This window comes from Kitasatospora sp. NPDC004669 (assembly GCF_040609455.1).
Lineage (GTDB): Bacteria > Actinomycetota > Actinomycetes > Streptomycetales > Streptomycetaceae > Kitasatospora.
Window position 1 is genome coordinate 29803 of record NZ_JBEXKB010000059.1, and the last position, 20133, is coordinate 49935.

Annotated in this window: 17 protein-coding genes; 5 read left to right on the plus strand and 12 right to left on the minus strand. The window is 73.3% G+C overall.

Features of this window, described 5'->3' with window-relative positions; genetic code table 11:
- Window positions 1–250: 250 nt before the first annotated feature.
- Window positions 251–1432, plus strand: coding sequence for a CapA family protein (locus ABZW30_RS35425; protein WP_355675357.1), 1182 nt, complete (start codon window positions 251–253; stop codon window positions 1430–1432).
- A gap of 64 nt (window positions 1433–1496) precedes the next feature.
- Here the strand turns inward: ABZW30_RS35425 and ABZW30_RS35430 are convergent, their stop codons facing one another.
- Window positions 1497–2345, minus strand: coding sequence for an SAM-dependent methyltransferase (locus tag ABZW30_RS35430; protein WP_355675358.1), 849 nt, complete (start codon window positions 2343–2345; stop codon window positions 1497–1499).
- Window positions 2346–2404: 59 nt separating this feature from the next.
- Entirely contained in the window at window positions 2405–3763 is a 1359-nt protein-coding gene (locus ABZW30_RS35435) for an MFS transporter (protein ID WP_355675359.1), read from the minus strand.
- Window positions 3764–3909: 146 nt separating this feature from the next.
- On the opposite strand from ABZW30_RS35435, the gene ABZW30_RS35440 reads away from it, so the two are divergent.
- Window positions 3910–5547: an alpha/beta hydrolase gene (locus ABZW30_RS35440; protein WP_355675360.1), complete on the plus strand. Its 1638-nt coding sequence runs from the start codon at window positions 3910–3912 to the stop codon at window positions 5545–5547.
- A 95-nt stretch (window positions 5548–5642) separates the two neighbouring features.
- Window positions 5643–8222: a hypothetical protein gene (locus tag ABZW30_RS35445; protein ID WP_355675361.1), complete on the plus strand. Its 2580-nt coding sequence runs from the start codon at window positions 5643–5645 to the stop codon at window positions 8220–8222.
- A gap of 383 nt (window positions 8223–8605) precedes the next feature.
- On the opposite strand, the gene ABZW30_RS35450 is transcribed toward ABZW30_RS35445, so the two are convergent.
- The 7 genes from ABZW30_RS35450 to ABZW30_RS35480 form a co-directional block, all read right to left on the minus strand.
- Window positions 8606–9781 (minus strand): MAB_1171c family putative transporter, encoded by a 1176-nt coding sequence (locus ABZW30_RS35450; protein ID WP_355675362.1) that lies wholly within the window; start codon window positions 9779–9781, stop codon window positions 8606–8608.
- Complete coding sequence (locus ABZW30_RS35455) at window positions 9766–10287, minus strand: hypothetical protein (RefSeq protein WP_355675363.1); 522 nt, start codon at window positions 10285–10287, stop codon at window positions 9766–9768. The genes ABZW30_RS35450 and ABZW30_RS35455 overlap by 16 nt, the downstream gene beginning before the upstream one ends.
- Before the next feature lie 76 nt (window positions 10288–10363).
- A complete protein-coding gene (locus ABZW30_RS35460) occupies window positions 10364–10894 on the minus strand; it encodes a hypothetical protein (RefSeq protein WP_355675364.1) in 531 nt (176 codons plus the stop codon).
- A gap of 81 nt (window positions 10895–10975) precedes the next feature.
- Window positions 10976–11326: an isomerase gene (locus ABZW30_RS35465; RefSeq protein WP_355675365.1), complete on the minus strand. Its 351-nt coding sequence runs from the start codon at window positions 11324–11326 to the stop codon at window positions 10976–10978.
- Window positions 11327–11453: 127 nt separating this feature from the next.
- A complete protein-coding gene (locus ABZW30_RS35470; RefSeq protein ID WP_355675366.1) occupies window positions 11454–11843 on the minus strand; it encodes a ribonuclease domain-containing protein in 390 nt (129 codons plus the stop codon).
- 108 nt (window positions 11844–11951) lie between these two features.
- Window positions 11952–13067 carry a DUF6183 family protein gene (locus ABZW30_RS35475; protein ID WP_355675367.1) on the minus strand — a complete coding sequence of 372 codons (1116 nt, stop codon included), beginning with the start codon at window positions 13065–13067 and terminating at the stop codon, window positions 11952–11954.
- A 41-nt stretch (window positions 13068–13108) separates the two neighbouring features.
- Window positions 13109–14179 carry a phosphatidylinositol-specific phospholipase C domain-containing protein gene (locus ABZW30_RS35480; RefSeq protein ID WP_355675368.1) on the minus strand — a complete coding sequence of 357 codons (1071 nt, stop codon included), beginning with the start codon at window positions 14177–14179 and terminating at the stop codon, window positions 13109–13111.
- Between the two features lie 272 nt (window positions 14180–14451).
- Here ABZW30_RS35480 and ABZW30_RS35485 point away from each other — a divergent pair, with 272 nt between their 5' ends.
- Window positions 14452–15102 carry a dihydrofolate reductase family protein gene (locus tag ABZW30_RS35485; RefSeq protein ID WP_355675369.1) on the plus strand — a complete coding sequence of 217 codons (651 nt, stop codon included), beginning with the start codon at window positions 14452–14454 and terminating at the stop codon, window positions 15100–15102.
- A gap of 85 nt (window positions 15103–15187) precedes the next feature.
- Here ABZW30_RS35485 and ABZW30_RS35490 read toward each other — a convergent pair whose 3' ends face one another.
- Both ABZW30_RS35490 and ABZW30_RS35495 read right to left on the minus strand, forming a co-directional pair.
- Window positions 15188–16066 (minus strand): geranyl diphosphate 2-C-methyltransferase, encoded by an 879-nt coding sequence (locus tag ABZW30_RS35490; protein WP_355675370.1) that lies wholly within the window; start codon window positions 16064–16066, stop codon window positions 15188–15190.
- A gap of 60 nt (window positions 16067–16126) precedes the next feature.
- A complete protein-coding gene (locus ABZW30_RS35495; RefSeq protein ID WP_355675371.1) occupies window positions 16127–17344 on the minus strand; it encodes a family 2 encapsulin nanocompartment cargo protein terpene cyclase in 1218 nt (405 codons plus the stop codon).
- A 410-nt stretch (window positions 17345–17754) separates the two neighbouring features.
- Between ABZW30_RS35495 and ABZW30_RS35500 the strand changes: the two genes are divergently transcribed.
- Window positions 17755–19080, plus strand: a complete 1326-nt coding sequence (locus tag ABZW30_RS35500) for a radical SAM protein (RefSeq protein ID WP_355675372.1) — start codon at window positions 17755–17757, stop codon at window positions 19078–19080.
- Between the two features lie 93 nt (window positions 19081–19173).
- Here the strand turns inward: ABZW30_RS35500 and ABZW30_RS35505 are convergent, their stop codons facing one another.
- A complete protein-coding gene (locus tag ABZW30_RS35505) occupies window positions 19174–19977 on the minus strand; it encodes a thioesterase family protein (protein WP_355675373.1) in 804 nt (267 codons plus the stop codon).
- Window positions 19978–20133 lie beyond the last annotated feature (156 nt).

Genomic DNA, 20133 nt, shown 5'->3' on the forward strand with positions numbered 1-20133 from the left:
CCTTCGATCGTCCACGGAGCCGGGGACGGCGCGGTGTCGGGCCGAACGCATTGCGCGCCACCCCCGTCGGGATTTGACGTGGATATGTCAGCACATCGAGCGCACCGTGTACAGGGGGTGACACATGGTCACCGAATCCGAGCAGGCAGCCCCCCGGGTGACCTGCGGGCGTGGGCGCGGCGGCCGGGCGGACGCGGGCCCGCATAGTCGGAGGATTGGTCATACCTTCCGATCGTGAGACGAGCCGACGATGTCCCTGCCCCGCCGACGGACCGCCGCCACGGCCCTCGCCCTGCTGCTCTCCCTCCCGGGTTGCGGCGCCCCGCACGCACCCGAGCCGCACGCACCCGCCTCCGGCGCCGCCACACCGACCCCGACCGGGCCGAAGGCGTTCACCCTGGTCGCCACCGGCGACGTGCTGCCGCACACCGAGATCATCCAGCAGGCCAAGGAGGACGCCGGCGGCACCGGCTACGACTTCACCGCCATGCTGGCCGGCGTCAAGCCGCTGATCGGCGGCGCGGACCTGGCGATCTGCCACATGGAGACCGTCTACGGTGCCGACGGCGGCCCGTACACCGGGTACCCGACCTTCAAGTCCCCGCCGCAGGTCGCCAAGGCCCTGCGGGAGACCGGGTACAGCTCCTGCGACACCGCGTCCAACCACACCCTGGACGACGGCGCGGCCGGCATCCGCCGCACCCTCGACGCCATGGACGCCGTCGGCCTCGCCCACACCGGCTCCGCCCGTACCGCCGAGGAGGCCGGGCGGCCCGCGCTACTGCGGGCGGGCGGCGCGACGGTGGCCCAACTCGCCTACACCTACGGCACCAACGGCATCCCGCTGCCCAAGGACGAGCCCTGGGCCGTCAACCTGATCGACCGGGACCGGATCCTGGCCGACGCCCGCGCCGCCCGGGAGAACGGCGCGGACCTGGTGGTGGTCAGCGTCCACTGGGGCACCGAGTGGCAGGACACCCCGAACGAGCAGCAGCTCACCCTGGCCCGCGAGCTGTCCGCCGCCGGGCAGGGCCCGGGCCGGCCCGACATCGACCTGATCCTCGGCACCCACGCCCACATCCCGCAGGCCTACGAGAAGATCAACGACACCTGGACGGTCTACGGCCTCGGCGACCAGCTCGCCGGGCACATGTTCACCTACGACGGCGCCGAGGACCCGCGTGGCAACTGGAGCTCCGTCGCCCGCTTCACCGTCAGTCCGCCGGCCGGGCCCGGGCAGCGGTGGGCGGTGAGCCGGGCCGAGTTCGCCCCGCAGATCACCGACCTGGGCCCGCCTTACCGGGTGCTCGACCTGCGCGAGGCCGTCCGCCGCAACCCCGGCCGCGCCGACTGGGTCCGCGCGCTGGAGCACATCCGTACGGTGGTGCTCAGCCGCGGCGCCGGGTCGGCGGGGCTCACCATGGCGCCGTAGCCCGTCGCAGCGGCTCGGGCGTGTCTTGCGGATCTCCGCCGGGTCCGCGACGCCGGGGCACGCCCTACGGCTTGCGGGCCAGGCCGCCGTACACCGAGACCTCGGAGTCGGCCACGGTCGAGGGCTCACCGAGCTCCGGGTGCCACCGGTTGATCAGGACCACGCCCGGGTCGTCCAACTCCAGCCCCGCGAAGAATCGTTCCACCGCCGCACGCGAGCGCACATGGACCTCGATCCCGGCCTCCGCGTAGCGGCGGGAACCGACCGCGACCTGGTCGGGCGCGTTGTCCGCGGTGCCGGCGCTCAGCGCCAGGAAGCTGCCGGCGGGCAGGGCGTCCAGGAGCCTGCGAACGGGTGGGTGCGCGGCCTCGTCGGAGAGGAAGTGCACGATGTTGATCAGCGTCAGCGCGACCGGCTCGGTCAGGTCCAGCGTGGCCGCCACCGCCGGGTCGGCCAGGAACTTCTCCGGCTCGCGCAGGTCGCCCTCGACGTAGGCGGTGCGGCCCTCGGGCGTGCTGGTGAGCAGCGCGCGTGAGTGGGCCAGCACGATCGGGTCGTTGTCCACGTAGACCACCCGGCAGGACGGGTCGACCGACTGGACTATCTCGTGCAGGTTGGGCGTGGTCGGGATGCCGGTGCCGACGTCCAGGAATTGCCGGACGCCGTACTTCCCGGCCAGCCGGCGGACCATCCGGTGCATCACGGCGCGGGCCGCGGCGGCGCCGTCGCGGGCGCCGGGCAGGTCGGCGAGCAGCCGGTCGGCGACCTCGCGGTCCGCCGGGAAGTTGGTCTTGCCGCCGAGCAGGTAGTCGTAGACCCGGGCCGAGTGTGCCCGGTCGGTCCGCAGGTCCACCTGCCGCGGCTGGTCGAACTCAGCCTCCGTCAGCCAGCTGTCCGGTCCGTTGCTGTCCACTGTCGCCCTCCCCGTTCGGCGTTCGTCCGGCCCACTCAACCACAGGACGTGATCGCCCGTCAGGCGGTTCCCGCTGTCCGCTGAACGTCGGCTTCCGCCTCCCTGACGGCGGAAGCGAACGAGGGCACCCGCATGGCCGTCAGAAGGGCGAACGCCGGTCCCGTGGTGCAGACCGTGACGTAGACGGGGATCACGCCGAGCCCGTTGTGGTGGCCCAACCACTCGGCGAGCAGCGGGAAGGTGCCACCGAACGCGGCGATGGTGGCCGCGTTGACCACACCGAGGCCGACCGCCCTGACCTCGGTCGGGAACAGCAGGCCGGTGAACACGTTGAGCGTGCCGAGCACGGTCGCCACCAGCATGCCCAGCAGCACCGCCACCAGCTGGAACGGCAGCCAGCCCCCGCGCAGCCCGGCCAGCAGGAACCCCACCAGCGGGATCGGCAGGCCGAATCCGAGCCGGGCGACCGGCAGCAGGCCGAAGCGGTCGGCGGCCGCGCCGGTGAGCAGCATGGTGACCAGCACCACGCCGAGCACCACGGTCATGAAGGAGGCCGCCTGCTCCTTGTCGATCACGTGGTAGGCGGCGGCGTACTGCGGCAGGTAGACCAGCGCGAAGTAGTAACCGACCGTGCCGCCGAGGGTGTTGAGGAAGACGGTGAGCACGGCCCAGCGGTGCTCGCGGAGCATCCTCGGGAACGGCGGGCGCCCGTCCTGCCTCGCCTGCGCCCGCGCCCGGGCGCGGTGGAACTCGGCACTCTCGGGTGCCGTCCGCCGCACCCACACCGCGCCCAGTCCGAGAAGTGCGGCGGCCACGAAGCCCCAGCGCCACCCGCCGTGCTCGAGGCCGGACTTGCCGATGGTGTGGATCAGCAGGGTGAGCACGCCGAAGGAGAGCAGTGAGCCGAGGATGATCCCGCCGTAGGAGACCGAGCTGAACGCGAAACGGTGCCGCGGCGGGGCGGTCTCGGTCACGTAGGCGGCGACGCTGGGCGCCTCGCCGCCGAAGGCGAGCCCCTGCACCACCCGCGCGGCGACCGCCAGCACCGCCGCCCAGGCGCCGATCGCCCGCTGCCCCGGCAGTGCGGCGATGCCCAGGCTCGCGACGGCGATCACCGCCATGCCGAGGCTGAGCGCGAACCGCCGCCCCCGGGTGTCGCTGAGCCGCCCGATCACGTAGGAGCCGACCGGCCGGGCCACGAAGCCCACCGCGAAGGCGGCGTACGCGCCGAGCACCCCGCTGACCCCGCCCTTGCCGTGGCCGAAGAGGTCGGCGGCGAAGTAGGGCGCGAGCACGGCGTAGATGTTCCAGTCGAAGGACTCGACCACCGATCCCACCGTTGCCGCCGCCAACTCCCGTCGCCGTCCACCGGCTTGCGCCTCGTCACGGGCGGGATCGGTATCGATGCGATCTGTCATGGCGTCAGCATGGCACCGTTGGGCCAGTGGCGGAATCGGGTGCGGCGGGCCCGTTCGGGCCGTCACGGGGCGAGGGCTGGGCGCGGGCACGGGATACCCATGTGACTAGTGTGACTGGCTGGTGATATTTGTGTGCGGTGCATTCGATGATCATCCGGACCTCGCGACGCGCCCTGCCCGTCGCCGTCTCCGCCGCCACCGCCGTCGCCCTCCTGGCCGGCTGTACCAGCGGGACCTCCTCTTCCTCCACCTCCGCCGGCGCTTCGACGTCCGCGTCGGCCACCGCGTCGGCCACCGCGACACCGACCGCCACACCGACCCCGACCCCGACGGTCAAGCCCACCGGCGCCAACGACCCTGCGCTGAAGGCCTTCTACGGCCAGCAGCTGGCCTGGGCGCCGTGCCAGGACAAGGGCGACCAGGCGGACGACGACCAGGCCGACACCTCGGCGCTGCAGTGCGCGACCCTCAAGGTCCCGCTCGACTACACCGCCCCGGGCACCGGCACCCTGGACGTCGCCGTGGTCCGCAATCCCGCGACCAAGCCGGACCAGCGCATCGGCTCGCTGGTCCTCAACCCGGGTGGCCCGGGCGGCTCCGGCGTCGGGATGGTCAAGGGCGGCCCAAAGCGCTTCGACGGCCCACTGCACGACCGCTTCGACATCGTCGGCTTCGACCCGCGCGGCGTCGCCGGCACCAGCCCGCTCAAGTGCCTGGACGACAAGACCCGGGACGACTGGCTCGGCACCGACGAGCCCGGCCCCGACCACGGCAAGCAGCTGGCCGACGCCTGCCAGGCCAAGTACGCCCAGGTGCTGCCCTTCGTCAGCACCCGCAACACCGCCCGCGACATGGACGTCCTGCGCGCCGCCCTCGGCGACCAGAAGCTCAGCTACCTCGGCATGTCCTACGGCACCTACCTCGGCTCGCTCTACGCCGAGGAGTTCCCCGACCGGGCCGGCCGACTCGTCCTGGACGGCGCCACCTCGCCCTCCACCCCCCTGATCCAGCACAACATCGAGCAGCAGGCCGGCTTCGAGCGCTCGCTGAAGGCCTTCGCCGCCGACTGCGCCGCCAAGAACCCGTGCCCGCTCGGCAAGGACCCCGACCAGGCGGTGCAGAAGCTCGCCGACTTCCTCGACGGGCTCAAGGACAAGCCGCTCAAGACCACCAAGGGCCGCACCCTCACCTCCACCACGGCCTGGACCGGCGTGATCAGCCGCCTCTACGGCGGTGAGAAGGCCTGGAGCGGCCTGCGCAACGCCCTCGGCTGGGCCATGGTCCGCGGCCAGGCGGACGACCTGCTCGCCCTCGCCGACGGCTACAACGGCCGTGACAAGGACGGCCGTTACGAGCCGTCGGCGGACGCCTACACCGCCATCCACTGCGCCGACGGCGCCACCGACGCGCCGTCCGGCGACCAGCTGCAGACCGCCCTCACCGACCTCGCCGCCAAGGCCCCGCTGGTCAGCAAGCACGACCCGATGGCCGCCCTGTTCGACCCGGACTGCCGCATCTGGCCGTTCCGCTCGACCGAGAAGCCGCACGCCATCAAGTCCGCTGCGGCCACCCCGATCGTGGTCGTCGGCTCCACCGGCGACCCGGCCACCCCGTACGCCTGGTCCGAGAAGCTCACCGGCGAACTCGGCAACGCCGTCCTCCTCACCCGCGAGGGCGAGGGGCACGTGGCGTACGACCGGAGCGCGTGCATCCGCGAGGCGGTGAACACCTACCTGGTGGACGGCACCGTGCCGGCGGCCGGGACGCACTGCAAGACGGACTGACCTCCGAACGCCGGGGCCGAGCGGCGGGGTGCGGAGGCGCGATTGAGTACGACTACTCATGTGCGATCCCCGGCCCCGCCGCCAGACTCATCGCCATGACCAGCGATATTCCGCCCTTTCCCGGGCTGCCGCCGCAGGGACCGCCCGGGTGCCCCGACTGCGGCGCGGTGCTCGATGCGCCCGTGCCCGCCCACTGCTTCCGCTGCCGACTGCCGCTGAGCGGCGAGGTCGCCGGTCGACTGTGGCAGGTGGAACGGGAGTTGGAGGCGGTCGAGCAGCGGCGGCTCACGCTGCTGCGGATGCGGTCCGAACTGCTCGACCAGCTGCGCGGCCTGCGGTCGCGGCCGAAGGCGACGCAGCCGCAGCCCGCGGTGGCGCCGGTGCGGGGTGTGGGGCAGTCCGCGTCGCAGGAGGTGTCCGGGCGTTCGGCGCAGACCGTGCTGCTGGTGTTGGGAGCGGTGCTGGTGAGCATCGCCGCGCTGGTGTTCACCGTGGTGAGTTGGGGTCGGCTCGGGATCGGCGGGCGGGCCGCCGTGCTGCTCTCGTTCACGGTCTGCGCGCTGGCCGCCCCACTGCCGCTGCGGGGCCGTCGGCTGCACGCCACCGCCGAGACCTTCGCGGCCGTCGGCCTGATCCTGGTGCTGTTGGACTGCCTGAGCCTGCGGTACCTCTGGGTGGCCGGGTCCGACTCCGTCTCCTCCCCCGGCTACTGGGCCGTCGCCACCGCCCTGGTGGCCGTCGGCTCGGTGGTGTACGGGTGGGCGCTGCGGATGCGGGTCCCGCTGCTCGCCGGGTTCCTGCTCGCGCTGCTGCCCGGACTCCTGATCGTCTCCGCCGCCGAACTGGACGGCCTCACCCCGCCCGCCACCGCGATGGTCGCCACCGCCGCGCTGGACTACGCGCTGCTGCGGGCGCTCGCCGAACGCCCCGAATGGCGCGCCCTGCTGCGGGCCGACAAGCTGCTCCCGGCCGCTGCGGTGATCACCACCTGCTGGGCCGTCATCGGTGCCGCGCTCGCCCTGGACGCCTCGCTGGACGCCGGGCTCGACCTCGGCCTCACGGCCGTCGACGACCGTGTCACGGACTCCCTCCAGGCCTGGCTGCCGCTCGGTCTCCTCACCCTGCTCACCCTCGCCGTCGCCCTGCCGCACCCCCGGCTCGGCTACCCCGGGCTGAGCACCACCGCCCGCCGCTTCGCCGCCGCCCTGGCGGGCTCAGGCGCCCTGGCCGCCGCCGGCGGGACGCTCTCCGCCCTGCTGCCCGACGGCTGGGGCGCGGTCGGCTACGCGGCCCCGGCCGCGCTGCTCACCGTCGCGGCAACTGCCCGCTGGCGGCAGGGCCGGCGCGAGGGGCAGGTGATCCCGGTCGGGCTGCTGCTGGTGTCGGGCGGCCTCGGCTCGGCGCTCGCCCTGGTGTCGGCTGTGCGGCTGGTGCCCTCCATGGGCGCACCCGCCGGGCACCTGCCCGCAACCTGGGTGAACGGCTCAGCACAGACCGGGAGTTGGCCGGTCCCGGTGACCGCGCTGACGGTGCTGTGGCTGCTGCTCGCGGCGGCCGGGGCGGTCCGGGCCCTCGGCCTCGCTCCGGCCGGCACCGACGCGGCGCTGTCGGCCTCGACCGCGGTCGGGCTGGCCCTGCTGCCGGTGGCGTTCGGGCTGCCCTACCCGGTGGCAGTGGGTACGGCCACCGCTCTGGCGCTGGTGGGCGGTTGGTACCTCTCCGCCCGGCCGGAGCTGACCGCCGGCGTGCTCACCTCCTGGGGCCTCGCCCTGCTCTGGGCGCTGGCCGACCGGCCGGCCACCATCACGGTCCTGGCACTGGGCGCCACGCTGGCCGTCGCACTGACCGTCCGCGGGCGTCCGGCCCCCGCCGTCACCGCCGCGCTCGCCGTCGCGGCGCTCGGCGCCGAGGCCGCCGCCGTCGCCGCCACGGCCGGCCTGGCGCAGCCCGACACCGTGCTCGCCGTCCTCGCGGTCGGCCTCGCCACCGCCCCGGTGGCGGCACGCCTCACCGCCCCGCCCGTCGCGCAGGCCGTCGAGTTCACGGGGTACGGCCTCACGGTCCTCGCCCTGCTGCTGACCACGGACCGCCCCGGGCGGCTCTCCTTCGACCTGGCGGTCACCGGCGTCGCGGCCCTCGGCCTCGCACTACGGGCGGACCGTCGCCGGATCGCCCCGGTCGTCGGCGTCGCGCTGCTGATCGGCGCCTCCTGGATCCGGCTGGCGCAGTCGGAGGTCCGCACCCCCGAGGCGTACACCCTCGCTCTCGCGGCCGCCGCCCTCGTCCTCGGCCACCTGTGGCGCCGCCGGCACCCCGGGGCCGGCTCCTGGCCCGCCTACGGCCCGGGTCTGGCCGTCGGGCTGCTGCCCAGTCTCCCCGCGCTGGTCGCGGACGGACACTGGCTGCGCCCGCTGCTGCTCGGCTGCGCGGCGCTCGCCGCCACCGTGCTGGGCGTACGGCTGCGGCTGCAGAGCCCGGTCGTCCTCGGCGGCGCCACCCTGCTCACGGTCGCCGTCCACGAGCTCGCCCCCACCGTGGTCCAGGTGTTCGGTCTGCTCCCCCGCTGGGTCCCGCTGGCCGCCGCCGGTCTGCTGCTGCTCGCCCTCGGCGCCACCTACGAGCAGCGCCTGCGCGACGCCCGCCGCCTCCACGGCGCGCTGCGGCGGTACTCCTGACCGCAGGCCGACACCCCCTGCCCCCTCCCCCGAGCGGGGCACGGGGTGTCGGCACACCGCCGGCGTGAAGCCGCCGACGCCTTTCCCGGACGTACTGTCAGCAGCCCGGGCTCTCCCCCGTGTGTCCTGTCAGTTCCAGCCCGTGTCGCGTGTTCGGCGACGGTGCCACCGGAAGTCCCCTCCTGCGTCTCCCGGTAGACCGCCCCTGTGCGGGTGTCCGACTCCCACGCTTCCAACGCTGCGCATCCCCCAGCTCCCAGGTTGGTGTCGGCGAACCTCCGCTGCGGTGACGATCATAATCGCCAGACGGCATGACGTGCACCCCTCGGCCCCGGTCTGACCGGCGAACAGTCAGACTTCTCCTCATCAGGGAGCGGCGTCGGCTACCGGGTTTCCGCGGCGCGGAGCTGTCGATAGGCGGCCGCGACGGCGAGCATCCAGGCCACCTCCTCGCGCGGGGTGCGGCCGCCGGTGGTGGCGGCGAGCGCAGCCGGCGGGGGCGGGGCGGGGAGGTCGCGCGCCCGGTGGTCGACGGCGGTGCGCAGCCAGCGGGCCTCGACCCGGGCGAGGTCCCCGTCGGCGGCGTCGACCGCGACCGCGCCCCCGACGCTCGGGCCGTCCTCCCGCAGGACCAGGACGGCGTCCCGGATGGCGAAGGCCCGGTGGGCGAGGTCGACCGAGCGGTCACCGGGGGTCAGCAGGTCGCGCAGGCGGCTGCTCGGGGTGCCGAGCACCACCTGCGGGACGGCGGCCACGACGTCCGACCAGAGCGGGTGGAGCCGCCACAGGGCGTACTGGTCGCGCAGGTAGCCGACCAGGGTGCGGGCGGGCGGGATGGTGACGCCGAGCACGAACAGGACGATCATCAGGGCGGGCAGCACCTCGCTGGTCGTGCTCTGGAGCGGCATCGGCTTGCCGTTCGCGTCGAACACGGTCGAGTCACCGTTGCTGAGGACGAAGTAGTACCGGTAGAGCGTGTAGACCACACCGGTGGCGCCGGCGGCGGCCAGGCAGGTGATCCCGGCGCGCAGGGCTCCGGGTGGGACGCTCGCGCGGTTGGTCCAGAACAGGACGGCCGCCCGGGCGGCGGCCATCGCGAAGACCGTGTTGAACACGCACAGGTAGAGCTTGACCCCGGGTTGGCTGTAGTGGGCGTCGATGCCGAAGGCACCGTCGGCGTCGTGCGGGAGGGCGAGGACGAACAGCAGGGTCAGCACGACGGCCGCGACGCAGGTGAACAGCAGCCGGGCGCGGGCGGCGCCGGGACGCTCCGGGCCGTGGCGGACGGCCTGGACGTACTCCAGCACGAAGTAGGCCGAGGCGATCCCGGTGAGGTGTTTGAACAGCTGGGTCACGTCCCGGATGCCGGTGAGGTGTCCCAGCCCGTTCTCGACGAAGGCCGGACGGACGCTGAGCCCGAGGGCGATCGTGATGAAGGTGGCCCAGAGCGCGCGGTTGGCCCGGGTGGTGAAGGCCGAGGGCGTCCGCCAGAGCGCGATGCCCCAGGTGAGCGCGGGCATCAGCCAGGTGAACAGCAGGCGCATCAGGTCTTCCTCCACCTGGGCGGGCGTATGGGGTGCAGCAGGCTCGCGGCCAGGTGGCCGGAGACGGGGCTCGGATCGGCGGCGGCGCCGAGTCGGTCGGCGAGCAGCAGGGCGAGCATCTCGGCCTCCTGCTCCTCGGCGGTGTGGTAGCTGGTGCGGCCCGCGCCCATCAGCTCGGCGATGAGTTCGGGCGTCAGGTCGGGCAGCAGCGCGGTGAGCCGGGAGAGTTCGAGGGTCCCGGTGTGGCCGCACAGGACGTGGCCGAGCTCGTGCAGCTTGATCAGGTCCTGGTGGGCGGGGCTGGTGCGCTGCTCGTAGTAGACGACGTCGACGCTGGGCAGCGCGATCCACAGGCCGCAGGGCAGGTCGGGGCCGAGGGCGGGCAGCGGCTCCAGGACGATCGGGCGCCCGCGCTCCCGTTCCAGCGCGGTGCGCAAGCCGTCGACGGTGAAGGGGTCGGGCAGGTTCAGACCGGCGAGTCGCCGCTCGCAGTGTCGGCGCAGGCCGCGGGGGAAGGCCATGGCGGGGGGTGTTCCTTAGGGCCGGGGGGCGGGCAGGCGGGGAGCGGGTGTCGGGGGAATGGTGCGGTGCTCCCGGTCATTCTCCGCCGGTCGGGCCCGCCTCCTGCCCGGCGGCGTCCTGCTCGAGCTTGCGGAGGTTGTCGGCGAGGGAGAGCAGGACCCGCAGGCTGCCGTCGGAGAGCGCGGAGGCACGCTTGACCAGGTTGACCACCCCGTCGTTGCCGAGGGCCTGCTTCAGTTCGCGGATCCGCTCCAGCTGGTCGAGCTGTTCGTCGACCAGGGCGGCCTTGGCGTCGTCCAGGAAGTAGCCCGCTCCCGCGCTGATGCCGAAGCCCCGGCCCAGCCAGTCCAGCGTGTCCACGGTGGGGTTGGAGGCCTGGCCCTTCTGGTTCAGGCCGAGGTGCAGGTTGCGGATGGTGTCGCGCGAGATGACGTCCCGTCCCGCCATGCGGTTGATCCGCTCGGCCAACTCCCGGTAGGCCGGCGGGCGTCCCCCGGACCTGGCCGCCTCCCGGGCCATCAGCCGCTCCAGCCTGGCGGCGATCGCCGAGGCGCGGCCCACCGGTTGCTCCGGGCCGCCCGCGGCGCCGTGTGCTGCTGCCGTCACCTTCGTCCCCCGTCCTCAAGGCGCAGCAACGATACCGTCGGTACTCCACCGATCGGTAGCGGGGCGCGGAGTCCGGCGTGGTCAGCGGCCGGGGTGGTGGACGAAGCGGTAGGTGTCGCGGTCGAGTTCGGTCACCTGCACGCCGATCGCGGCGGGGACGGCGATGCCGGCCCGCAGGACGGCGAGCACCCGGGCGGTCAGTTCGGCGCGCTGCTCGGCGGTGCGGCCGGCCAGGATCTTGACCTCGACCAGGACCACGGCCTCACCGCTCCTGCCGTCACCGACCGTGTGGCCCCCGGCGGGGCGGAAAACGGTCTTGCACTCGGCCACCGTGGTGTCGATCACCTCGGTGATCGCCTGGTGCAGCCGGGCGGCCAGGCCTGTCCGGTCGAGGGCGAGTTCGGCCGAGTGGTCGACCAGGATCTGCGGCACGGGTTCCTCCGGGGGGGTGCGGACGGGCGCCGCCGACCCTACCCTGCCCGGCCGCGGGCCCGGGACGGCAGCGGGCCCCGGCCTCGCGGGCCGGGGCCCAAGGGCCTGTCTGCGGGGCACAGGGGGGTCAGCAGCCGAAGCTGATCAGACGGAAGGTCGCGTAGTGGTCGCCGGTGTAGTAGTCCTCGTGGTAGCGCTGGCCGGTGACGACCCGACGGGTGCCGCGGGTGGGCGCACCGGGGGTCGCCACGGTGTACTCGTGGTAGTAGCCGTAGCGCTGGGAGGGCAGCACGTGCTCCTTGTTGGTGAACACCACGCCGTCCTGGCGGTACGGGAACGGCCCGCCCCGGGCGATCAGGTCGAGCGTGGTCCGGGCCTGGGACGGCAGGGCGGACAGGCACACCTGGCCGCTCACCGCGGCGTGCGCCTCGGTGGCGACGACGACGGGCGCGAGGGTGACCAGGGCGACGGTGGCGGTGGCGGCAACACGCTTCCACGCGCGTAGAGTTCGGGTCATGCCAACCAGGATGACCAGCCCCGGGGCCCGCCGGAAGCCCCGTTCGGAGTCTTCATCTCCGGTCAACTCACCGTATCCGTTGAGGCCTTGAACAGGTCAGCGGACCGCTCAGCCGCCGTCGTAGTCGGTGGCGGCCAGCACCGCCAGCCGACGGCGCCCCGCATCGAGCGTGACGAAGCCGAGGTCCATGTCGTCCCGGTTGAACCACTCGCCGGCCGCCGTGAAGCCGTACCAGGCGCAGTCTCCGGTCCGCCGCGCCACCTCCGCCGCCGAGGAGTCCGGCCCCGTGCCCGCCAGGGCCGCGAGCGAGCGCCAGGCCGCCAGCCGTCCGTAGGCGCCGTACCACCAGTCGTCCTCGCGACCGCCCCCGGTCGAGGCGGCGATGAAGAGCTGGCGCCAGGCCTCCGCGGCCGTGGTCGGGACGACCGTCGGCCGTTCGACACAGCCCAACGGCAGCGCGGCCAGCGTCCCTGGGAGGCTCTCGGGCCCGACCGGCCCACCGGCGTGGAACACCGCCGCCTCCACCCGCCCGTTGTACCGCCCGGCCCAGCGCGCCACGGCGGCGGTCAGCCCGGGCTCGTCCTGCCCCACCTCGACCGGGACGTCGGCGGAGCCGGTGAGTGGCGCGCCCTTCGGCAGCCCGTACGCGCGGCCGTACCCGACCCCGCCGCGCCGGTAGCGCGGCATCGCGGGCGTGCCCTCCAGCGGGTCGAGCGTCCAGGGCAGCCAGGCCAGCGGATGCTCCGCCCAGTACGGCGAGGCCTCCGCCCAGGCCCGCGCCTCGGGCAGCTTCGCGACCGGCGCGCCGCGCAGCACCAGCTCGTGCAGCAGACAGGCCCGCAGCTCCTCCGGCGCGGTCCCGTCATCGGGGGCCGCCGCGAACACCCCGGCCAGCACGGCCGGCCGCTGATGCTCGGCCAGCACGGCGGCGGCCCGGCGGACCGGGCGGCCGCTGCGTGAGCGGGTGGCCAGGCCCAGCCCGAGCGCGCGCTCGACGTGCGCGCGCCCGGGCCGGGTGGCCACGTCCCAGAGGATCCGGTCGAAGAGGTACTGGTGCTCGGCGCCCGCCCGGCCGGAGCCGTAGCGGGTGTGCAGCGTGGCGCCGAACTCCGCGAGGTACGCCGTGTCGCCGCCCGCCAGGTGCGCGTCGAGGAGCCGACACACCTCGCCCACCTCGTGCGACCCGGCCAGGCCGTCCACCAGTTGCTCGATCGTCTTCGCCATGAGGGCGAAGCCTAGAGGCAGGCCCTGGGACGCGCCCGGCGTCAGCCGCGCGGCAGCACCAGGGACTGCACCGCCGGGAGCTTGCGCCAGTCACTGGACACGATGCTGGCGTGCGCCCGGGCCAGCTGCTCGGTGCGGGCGCGGGCCTGGTCGGCGGTCGGGTCGGTGGCGCTGATCTGCGGCGCGACGTTCTGGGCGTCCGTCATCACCAGCAGGTAGTGCGAGCGGTCGTACCAGGCGGTGTCGATGCCGTTGAGGTAGGTCGCGGCGTCGCCGTCGAAGACCACGAACCACGGGCGGATCCCGGCGTCCGCGCCGGTGTACTTGCCGCGCGGGTCGCCGGCCGCCGCACCGTGCACGGCCGGGAAGAGCTGGGCCTGCCCGATCCGGCCGGCCGCCGCCAGGTCGCGCAGGTGCCGCCCGTACTCGATGTCGGTGTGCAGGGTGTCGAAGGGGTTGTGCTCCTCGACCGTGCCCGGGATCGCGTAGAGCAGCACCCGCCCGGCGAGCGCCGACCGGCTCGGCCAGTTGCCCGCCCGCACCGCCTCGTCGACGCCGGCGTACGAGCCGCCGCCGGGCTTGGCCAGCAGGTCGGCCGGACGCAGCACCGCGTCGCCGAGGTGGGCGGCGATCAGGGAGTCCAGCTCGTCCGGGCCCATCCCGAGGTTGGCGGCGAAGCCGCCCTTCAGCTCCAGCTTGACCACTAGCGGCCCGGCCCCCGGGTGCGCACCGAGCCAGACCCGGATGTCGTCGAGGCAGTGCTCCAGGTTCTTGTTGGCGCCGCCGGTGTAGAGCTGGTCCGGGGTGTCGGCGGCGGTGCAGTTGTTGGAGTTGCCGAGCGGGTTGGAGTGGCTGACCTTCCACTCCTGGGTGATGACGTCGGTCCAGAGGTCCAGCTCGATCATCCCGGTGCCGGTGTCCAACCCCTGGGCGAGGTACGGGTAGGCGGCCGGGTCGTAGGTGTTGTGGAGGCCCGCGGTGGTGGCCGAGCCGAACGGCAGGTCGCCCGTGCCGGCCTCGGCGGCGCCCGCCGCGCCGGTCGGGACCACGGCCGAAGCGGCGGCGAGCAGGCCGGCCGCCAGGAGGCCGGCCAGGGCACGGCGTACGGTCATCGGAATCGTTCCCCCCGGGTCGGTTGCGTCGGCCGCCCGTGGCGGGCCGCCGGAGGAAGCATCGCCCGCCGGGGCGTGCTCCTCGTGAAGAAGGCACGACAATAGCGTGACGGCTTCACCACCTCCGTCCCGACCTCCGCACCCTCCGCACCCTCCGCACCCGCCGCACTTGCCGCGCCACGACGGTGACGGAGCGTCACATTGTCGGACCTGCGCGCTAGCGTGGCCCGCGAGCACCGCACCGACGAGCACCGAGCAGCGGAGGCAGTCCCATGCCCCTGGTCCGGGTCCACAACTTCTCGATCTCCCTCGACGGCTACGGCACCGGCGAGGGCCAGAGCCTCGACCAGCCCTTCGGCCATGCCACCGACCGGCTGCACGGCTGGTTCTTCCGCACCCGCACCTTCCGACGGATGCACGGCATGGAGGGCGGGGACGCCGGTGTCGACGACGCGATGGCCAACGCCTGGAGCGACGGCATCGGAGCGGAGATCATGGGCCGCAACAAGTTCGGCCCGCAGCGCGGCCCCTGGCAGGACGAGGACTGGCGGGGCTGGTGGGGCCCCAACCCGCCGTTCCACACCCCGGTGTTCGTGCTCACCCACCACCCGCGCCCCAGCCTGGAGATGGAGGGCGGCACGACCTTCCACTTCATCGACGCCACCCCCGAGAAGGCGCTGCGGCAGGCGCGGGAGGCGGCCGGCGGCCGGGACGTGCGGATCGGCGGCGGCCCGAGCACCGTGCGGGCCTTCCTGGAGGCAGACCTGATCGACCACCTGCACGTGGTCGTGGTGCCGATCGTGCTCGGCCGGGGCGAATCGCTCTGGGCCGGGCTCGAAGGGCTGGACCAGCGCTTCGACAGCGAGGCGGTGAGCAGCCCGAGCGGCGTCACCCACCTCACCTTCACCCGCCGGCAGGACTGATCGGCGGGGCAGATCGGCAGGGCTGACGGGAAACGGGTGGCCTCCCCGCACCCTCGGGGAGGCCACCCGTCCACTCCGTACCGGATCAGACCCGGTCGGCGGCGATCAGCACGTACTGGAAGGAGCCGTCCTTGTAGGACTCGATGAACGCCTCCTCGATGCCGGTGACCAGCGAGGTGGTGTTCCGCAGCTCCCAGTAGGGCAGGGTGTCCGGGGTCAGGTCGATGACGGCCTGCGGCACCAGGCGGTTGTCGGCCATGGCCCGCAGGTACTCCCGACGGGAGTGGATGTTGCACTCGAAGTGGGCGTTGATCTGCGAGACCCACTTCGACGGCTGGCCGTACTTCGGGTTCCAGCAGCCGGTGATGGTCACGTACCGGCCGCCGACCGACAGCACCCGGGAGTGCTCGGCGAACAGGTCGTGCAGGTCGACGTACATGCTGGACTCGTTGTTCCAGGAGCCGGCCGCCGAACCGCTGTCGAGGGGCATGTCGAGCATGTTGGCGACCCGCGAGCGGACGAACTCGCCCATGCCCAGCTCGGCGGCGCGCTTGTTGCCGAATTCGGCCTGCTGGGTGGAGAGGGTCAGGCCCTCGACCCGGCAGCCGAAGCGCTGGTGGGCCATCACCATCGAGCCGCCGCGGCCGCAGCCGGCGTCGACCAGGGTCGATTCGGCCCCGATGTCGCCGAGGTGGTCGAGCAGCACGTCGGCCTGGGCGGACTCCAGACGGTGCAGCTCCGCGATGACCTTCTTCTCGCGCTCACTGTCGGCCGGGTCGCCGATCGCCGCCCGGTCGATCGCGCCGATGCCGTAGTGGTGGTGGTACAGGCCGTCGACGTCGCCCAGGCGCAGGTTGACCGGGCGGGCCTCATGGTCCCAGTAGCGCGCGATGTCACCCTGGTAGGGAGTCGCCGGGCCGGGGATGGCGCCGCTGGTGGTGGTGATGTCGTCGGTCAGGGACATGGGTCAACTCCAGTGTTCTTACGGGTGGTTACCTAAAACGGGGGCTGCCGGAAACGGTGGTTACCAGAAATCGGGCAGCGTGTAGCGGTGGGTGTTGGTCTGATGCCAGTAGTGGTTGCCGTCGAGCCACGCGGCGACACCGCGCAGGAAACGTACGAGAGTCGGCACCGGGCAGGCGACGGCCAGCGCGGCCGCCTCGGCCTCGAAGGCGTGCATCAGCTCGTTGTGGACCTCGATCGCCTTCAGGTAGCCCTCCTGGCGCGAGACGCCCTCGCGCTCGGAGATCACCACGGGCAGGTTCAGGTGCAGTCCCGGGCTGGACAGCTCCTTGGTGTACGAGTACAGGTCGTTGACAATGGTGGTGGCGTTGCCGGCCAGCGCGATCACCCGCTGCATGGCGGGCAGCGCGTGCAGTTCGACGGGCAGCTCGTAGCCGCCGACGGTGTCGGTGATGGTCGGACAGGGGCGGAAGTTGTTGAACTGGCGCATGGCCAGGTACTCCCACACCTCCGGCACGTGGTCGGTCTCCGACCAGGCCGCCTCGGCCAGGTATCCCATGTGCAGCCGCGCCATGTCGTGCCGGAAGCGGTCCGCCTGGGAGGGCGTGGAGGCGCTGACGAAGTAGTCCATCGCCGAGCGGTACGAGCGCCGGGGCGCGTCCGCGGAGAGCGAGGCCTCCCAGGCGGGGTGGTACTCCGGCGTGGTGTGCAGCGGGTCCAACGCGGTGTGCGCCAGCAGCAGGCGGCCACCCAGGCCGATCGGCGAGCCGCCGAGGTCCTCGCAGTAGCAGTCGTCCACCGCGTTCTCGGCGACCATCAGGCGGGCCGCGAGCATCAGGTGGTCGACGCTCGGCGCGTCCGGGTGGCAGGCCACCATGTAGCGCCCGGTGGAGAACCCGTCGAAGTCCTTCTCCCACTCCGGCGGGTAGAGCTCGATCTCGTCGATCGCCCAGGCCTTGATCTTCAGGCTGAGCGCCTCCACCCGGGCGGGGTCGGGCTCGGCGATCGGGTGGTGGTAAAGGCCGGGGACGGGGTCGCCCAGCCCGGGCTTGCCGCCGCTCGGCACCTCGGCGGCCGACGCCAGGTCGGGCGGCCCCGGCACGGGCGGCGCCTGGACCTCGGGGGCCTTGGCCTCGGGCAGGACGGTCTCGGGGACGGCGGCCGCCGCGGCCTCCACGACCGGAGCCTCCGCAGCCGGGACCTGCGGCCTCAACTGCAGCCCGGAGGTCCCCAGTCCGCTGGGGCCGCGCAGGATCCGCTCGATCGCGGTGGTGTTCATGCGCCCACCACCGGAACGAGGGCGTCCGCGGGTGGTGAGTCCGATCTGATGCGCAGGGGCATGGAGCCTCCTCTGAGAAGGGTCTCGCAGGATGTGACGGGTCGTCATCTCGCCCGCCGCGAAGGGGAACTCCACGCCGCGGGCCCCGTCTCGCTCGATCCCCAACCGTAGGCGCGAAGGCGCGTTCCGGATCCCGACGGACGATCTTCTACACCCGATAAGGTGAACGTTCATGCCGACGGCGTGTGGACGCGGCCTTGTCATGCATCGAAACGCCCCGCGCCTTGGCCTCCCGGCCGAGCGGGCGAGTCGGTCCTCCTTGGTGCGGCCGGTCACGGCTACGCGCGTAAGAGGGAGAACAATGAGCTGGGCGCCGTGGAGGACGCGGGGCCAGGAAGGAAGAGCAGCGCATGGAGAGCCAGGCCCGCAGCCGCACCGCACTCGTCGAGGACCTCATGGAGCGTTTCCCCGACGTGCCCCGGGAGGCGGTGATCAAGGAGGACCTGCTGCGCGGCGGCATGGCCTTCGACGAGTCGGCCCTCAGCGGCAGCTCCGGCGCCGACGGGGGCGGCGAGGTCAAGCCGAAGTCGTACTTCATCTTCTCCTTCGACCACCGCACGCTGCCCGAGTTGGGCGCGGCCGCGCTCAACCGGCCGCCGGAGGAGGTCGTGCTGACCGGCGGGCCGTACGGGCTGCGCCGCACGGTGGTGTCGGTACGGGTCAACCCGGACTCGCCGTACCGGGTCGGCGCGGGTGAGGACGGCACGCTCGGCCTCTACCTGGACGGCACGCGGATCGCCGACGTCGGCCTGCCGCCGATGCCGGACTACTACCGGCACGCCCTGGCGAACGGGAAGTCGGTGATGGAGGTCGCGCCGACCATCCAGTGGGGCTACCTGATCTACCTCACGGTGTTCCGGGTCTGCCAGTACTTCGGCGCCAAGGAGGAGTGCCAGTACTGCGACATCAACCACAACTGGCGCCAGCACAAGGCGGCCGGCCGCCCGTACACCGGGGTCAAGCCGGTCGAGGAGGTGCTGGAGGCGCTGGAGCTGATCGACAGGCACGACACCGCCCGCGCCTCCCAGGCGTACACCCTGACCGGCGGGGCGATCACCTCGCAGGTCGGCGGCCTGGACGAGGCCGACTTCTACGGGCAGTACGCCAAGGCCATCGAGGAGCGCTTCCCCGGCCGTTGGATCGGCAAGGTGGTCGCCCAGGCGCTGCCGCGCGACGACGTGCAGCGCTTCCACGACTACGGCGTGCGGATCTACCACCCCAACTTCGAGGTGTGGGACAAGCGGCTGTTCGAGCTCTACTGCCCCGGCAAGGAGCGCTACGTCGGCCGGGACGAGTGGCATCGCCGGATCCTGGACTCCACCGAGGTGTTCGGCGCGGAGAACGTGATCCCCAACTTCGTGGCGGGCGTGGAGATGGCCGAGCCGTTCGGCTTCACCACGGTCGACGAGGCGATCGCCTCCACCCGGGAGGGCCTGCGCTTCTTCATGTCGCACGGCGTGGTCCCGCGCTTCACCACCTGGTGCCCCGAGCCCACCACCCCGCTCGGCAAGGCCAACCCGCAGGGCGCGCCGCTGGAGTACCACATCCGGCTGCTGCAGACCTATCGGGCCACCCTGGAGGAGTTCGGCCTCTCCTCCCCGCCCGGCTACGGCCCGGCCGGGCCCGGCAAGGCGGTCTTCTCGGTCAGCTCCTTCATGGACTCGCTGCCCGGCTGAGCGCACACCTCGACGGCGTCGCCCCGTGGGAGGGGTGGCGCCGTCGGGCTGCCAGCGGGGCGGGGACCGAGTTCCTCGGCGGCGCGCGGTGCCCTAACCGCCGGTCAGCGGGCGGACGGTGAGGATCTGCTCGGCCCGGCCGACCGGGCCGTGGACGTCGTGCAGCACGGTGCTGGTGACGCCGTGCCCGGCCGGGCCGAAGGTGACGCTGGTGTCCAGGCCGGTCCAGCGGCCCTCGGGGCGGCGGTGGAAGTGGATCGTCAGATCGGTGTTGGGGAACATCCACTCGGTGGGGTCCTGCCGGACGGCGATGCCGTTGGCGGTGTCCACCAGGGCGATGAAGGAGGCATGGAGGCTGCTGGGCTCCCCCGCGACCAGCTCCAGCGGGGTGGAGATCCAGGCGGCGGCGCGGCCGGGCGCGGTGGAGCGGCGGCGGACGTCGATCGAGGCGATGTAGCCCCCGCCCCACCGCCCGCTCATCGCCCAGGGGTCGAACTCCTCCGGCGCGGGCAGCCGTTCGTCGTGGGTCCCGGCGACGGCGGTGGTGTCCAGCTCGGCCAGGTACCAGGCCCGGGCCCGGACCGCCGCGCGGCCGCCGATCGTCGCCACCGCCTCGACCAGCTCGATGGTGCGACCCGGCCGGACGGTCTCCACCGTGATCTCGCACTCGTCGAGGGCGATCAGGCCGAGTATGTCGTAGCTGATCCGGGCCAGCGCCAGCCCGTCGGCGGGGCGGTCGGCCCGGTGGCGGTCGATCGCGTGGGCGATCAGGCCGCCGACCGGGCTGAAGTGCTGCTCGTCGGGGTGCCAGGCCCCCTGCGCGTGGGCGGTCGGCTTGTAGCGTTGCTCGCCGGTGCGGTGGTAGTAGCTGTCGGGCGCGGCGGTGGGGGTGGTCAAGGTGCGCTTCTCCTCGGGCCGGATCGCGGGGTGCCGGGCGGGCGCCGCAGGACTCCGGCGTCCGCGATCACGATCGTATGAGGCCGAACCGCCCCGGGGGCTGTGATGCGCCCCACACCGGCGGCGCCGTACGCCTCCGAGGCTCAGTGCGCGGCG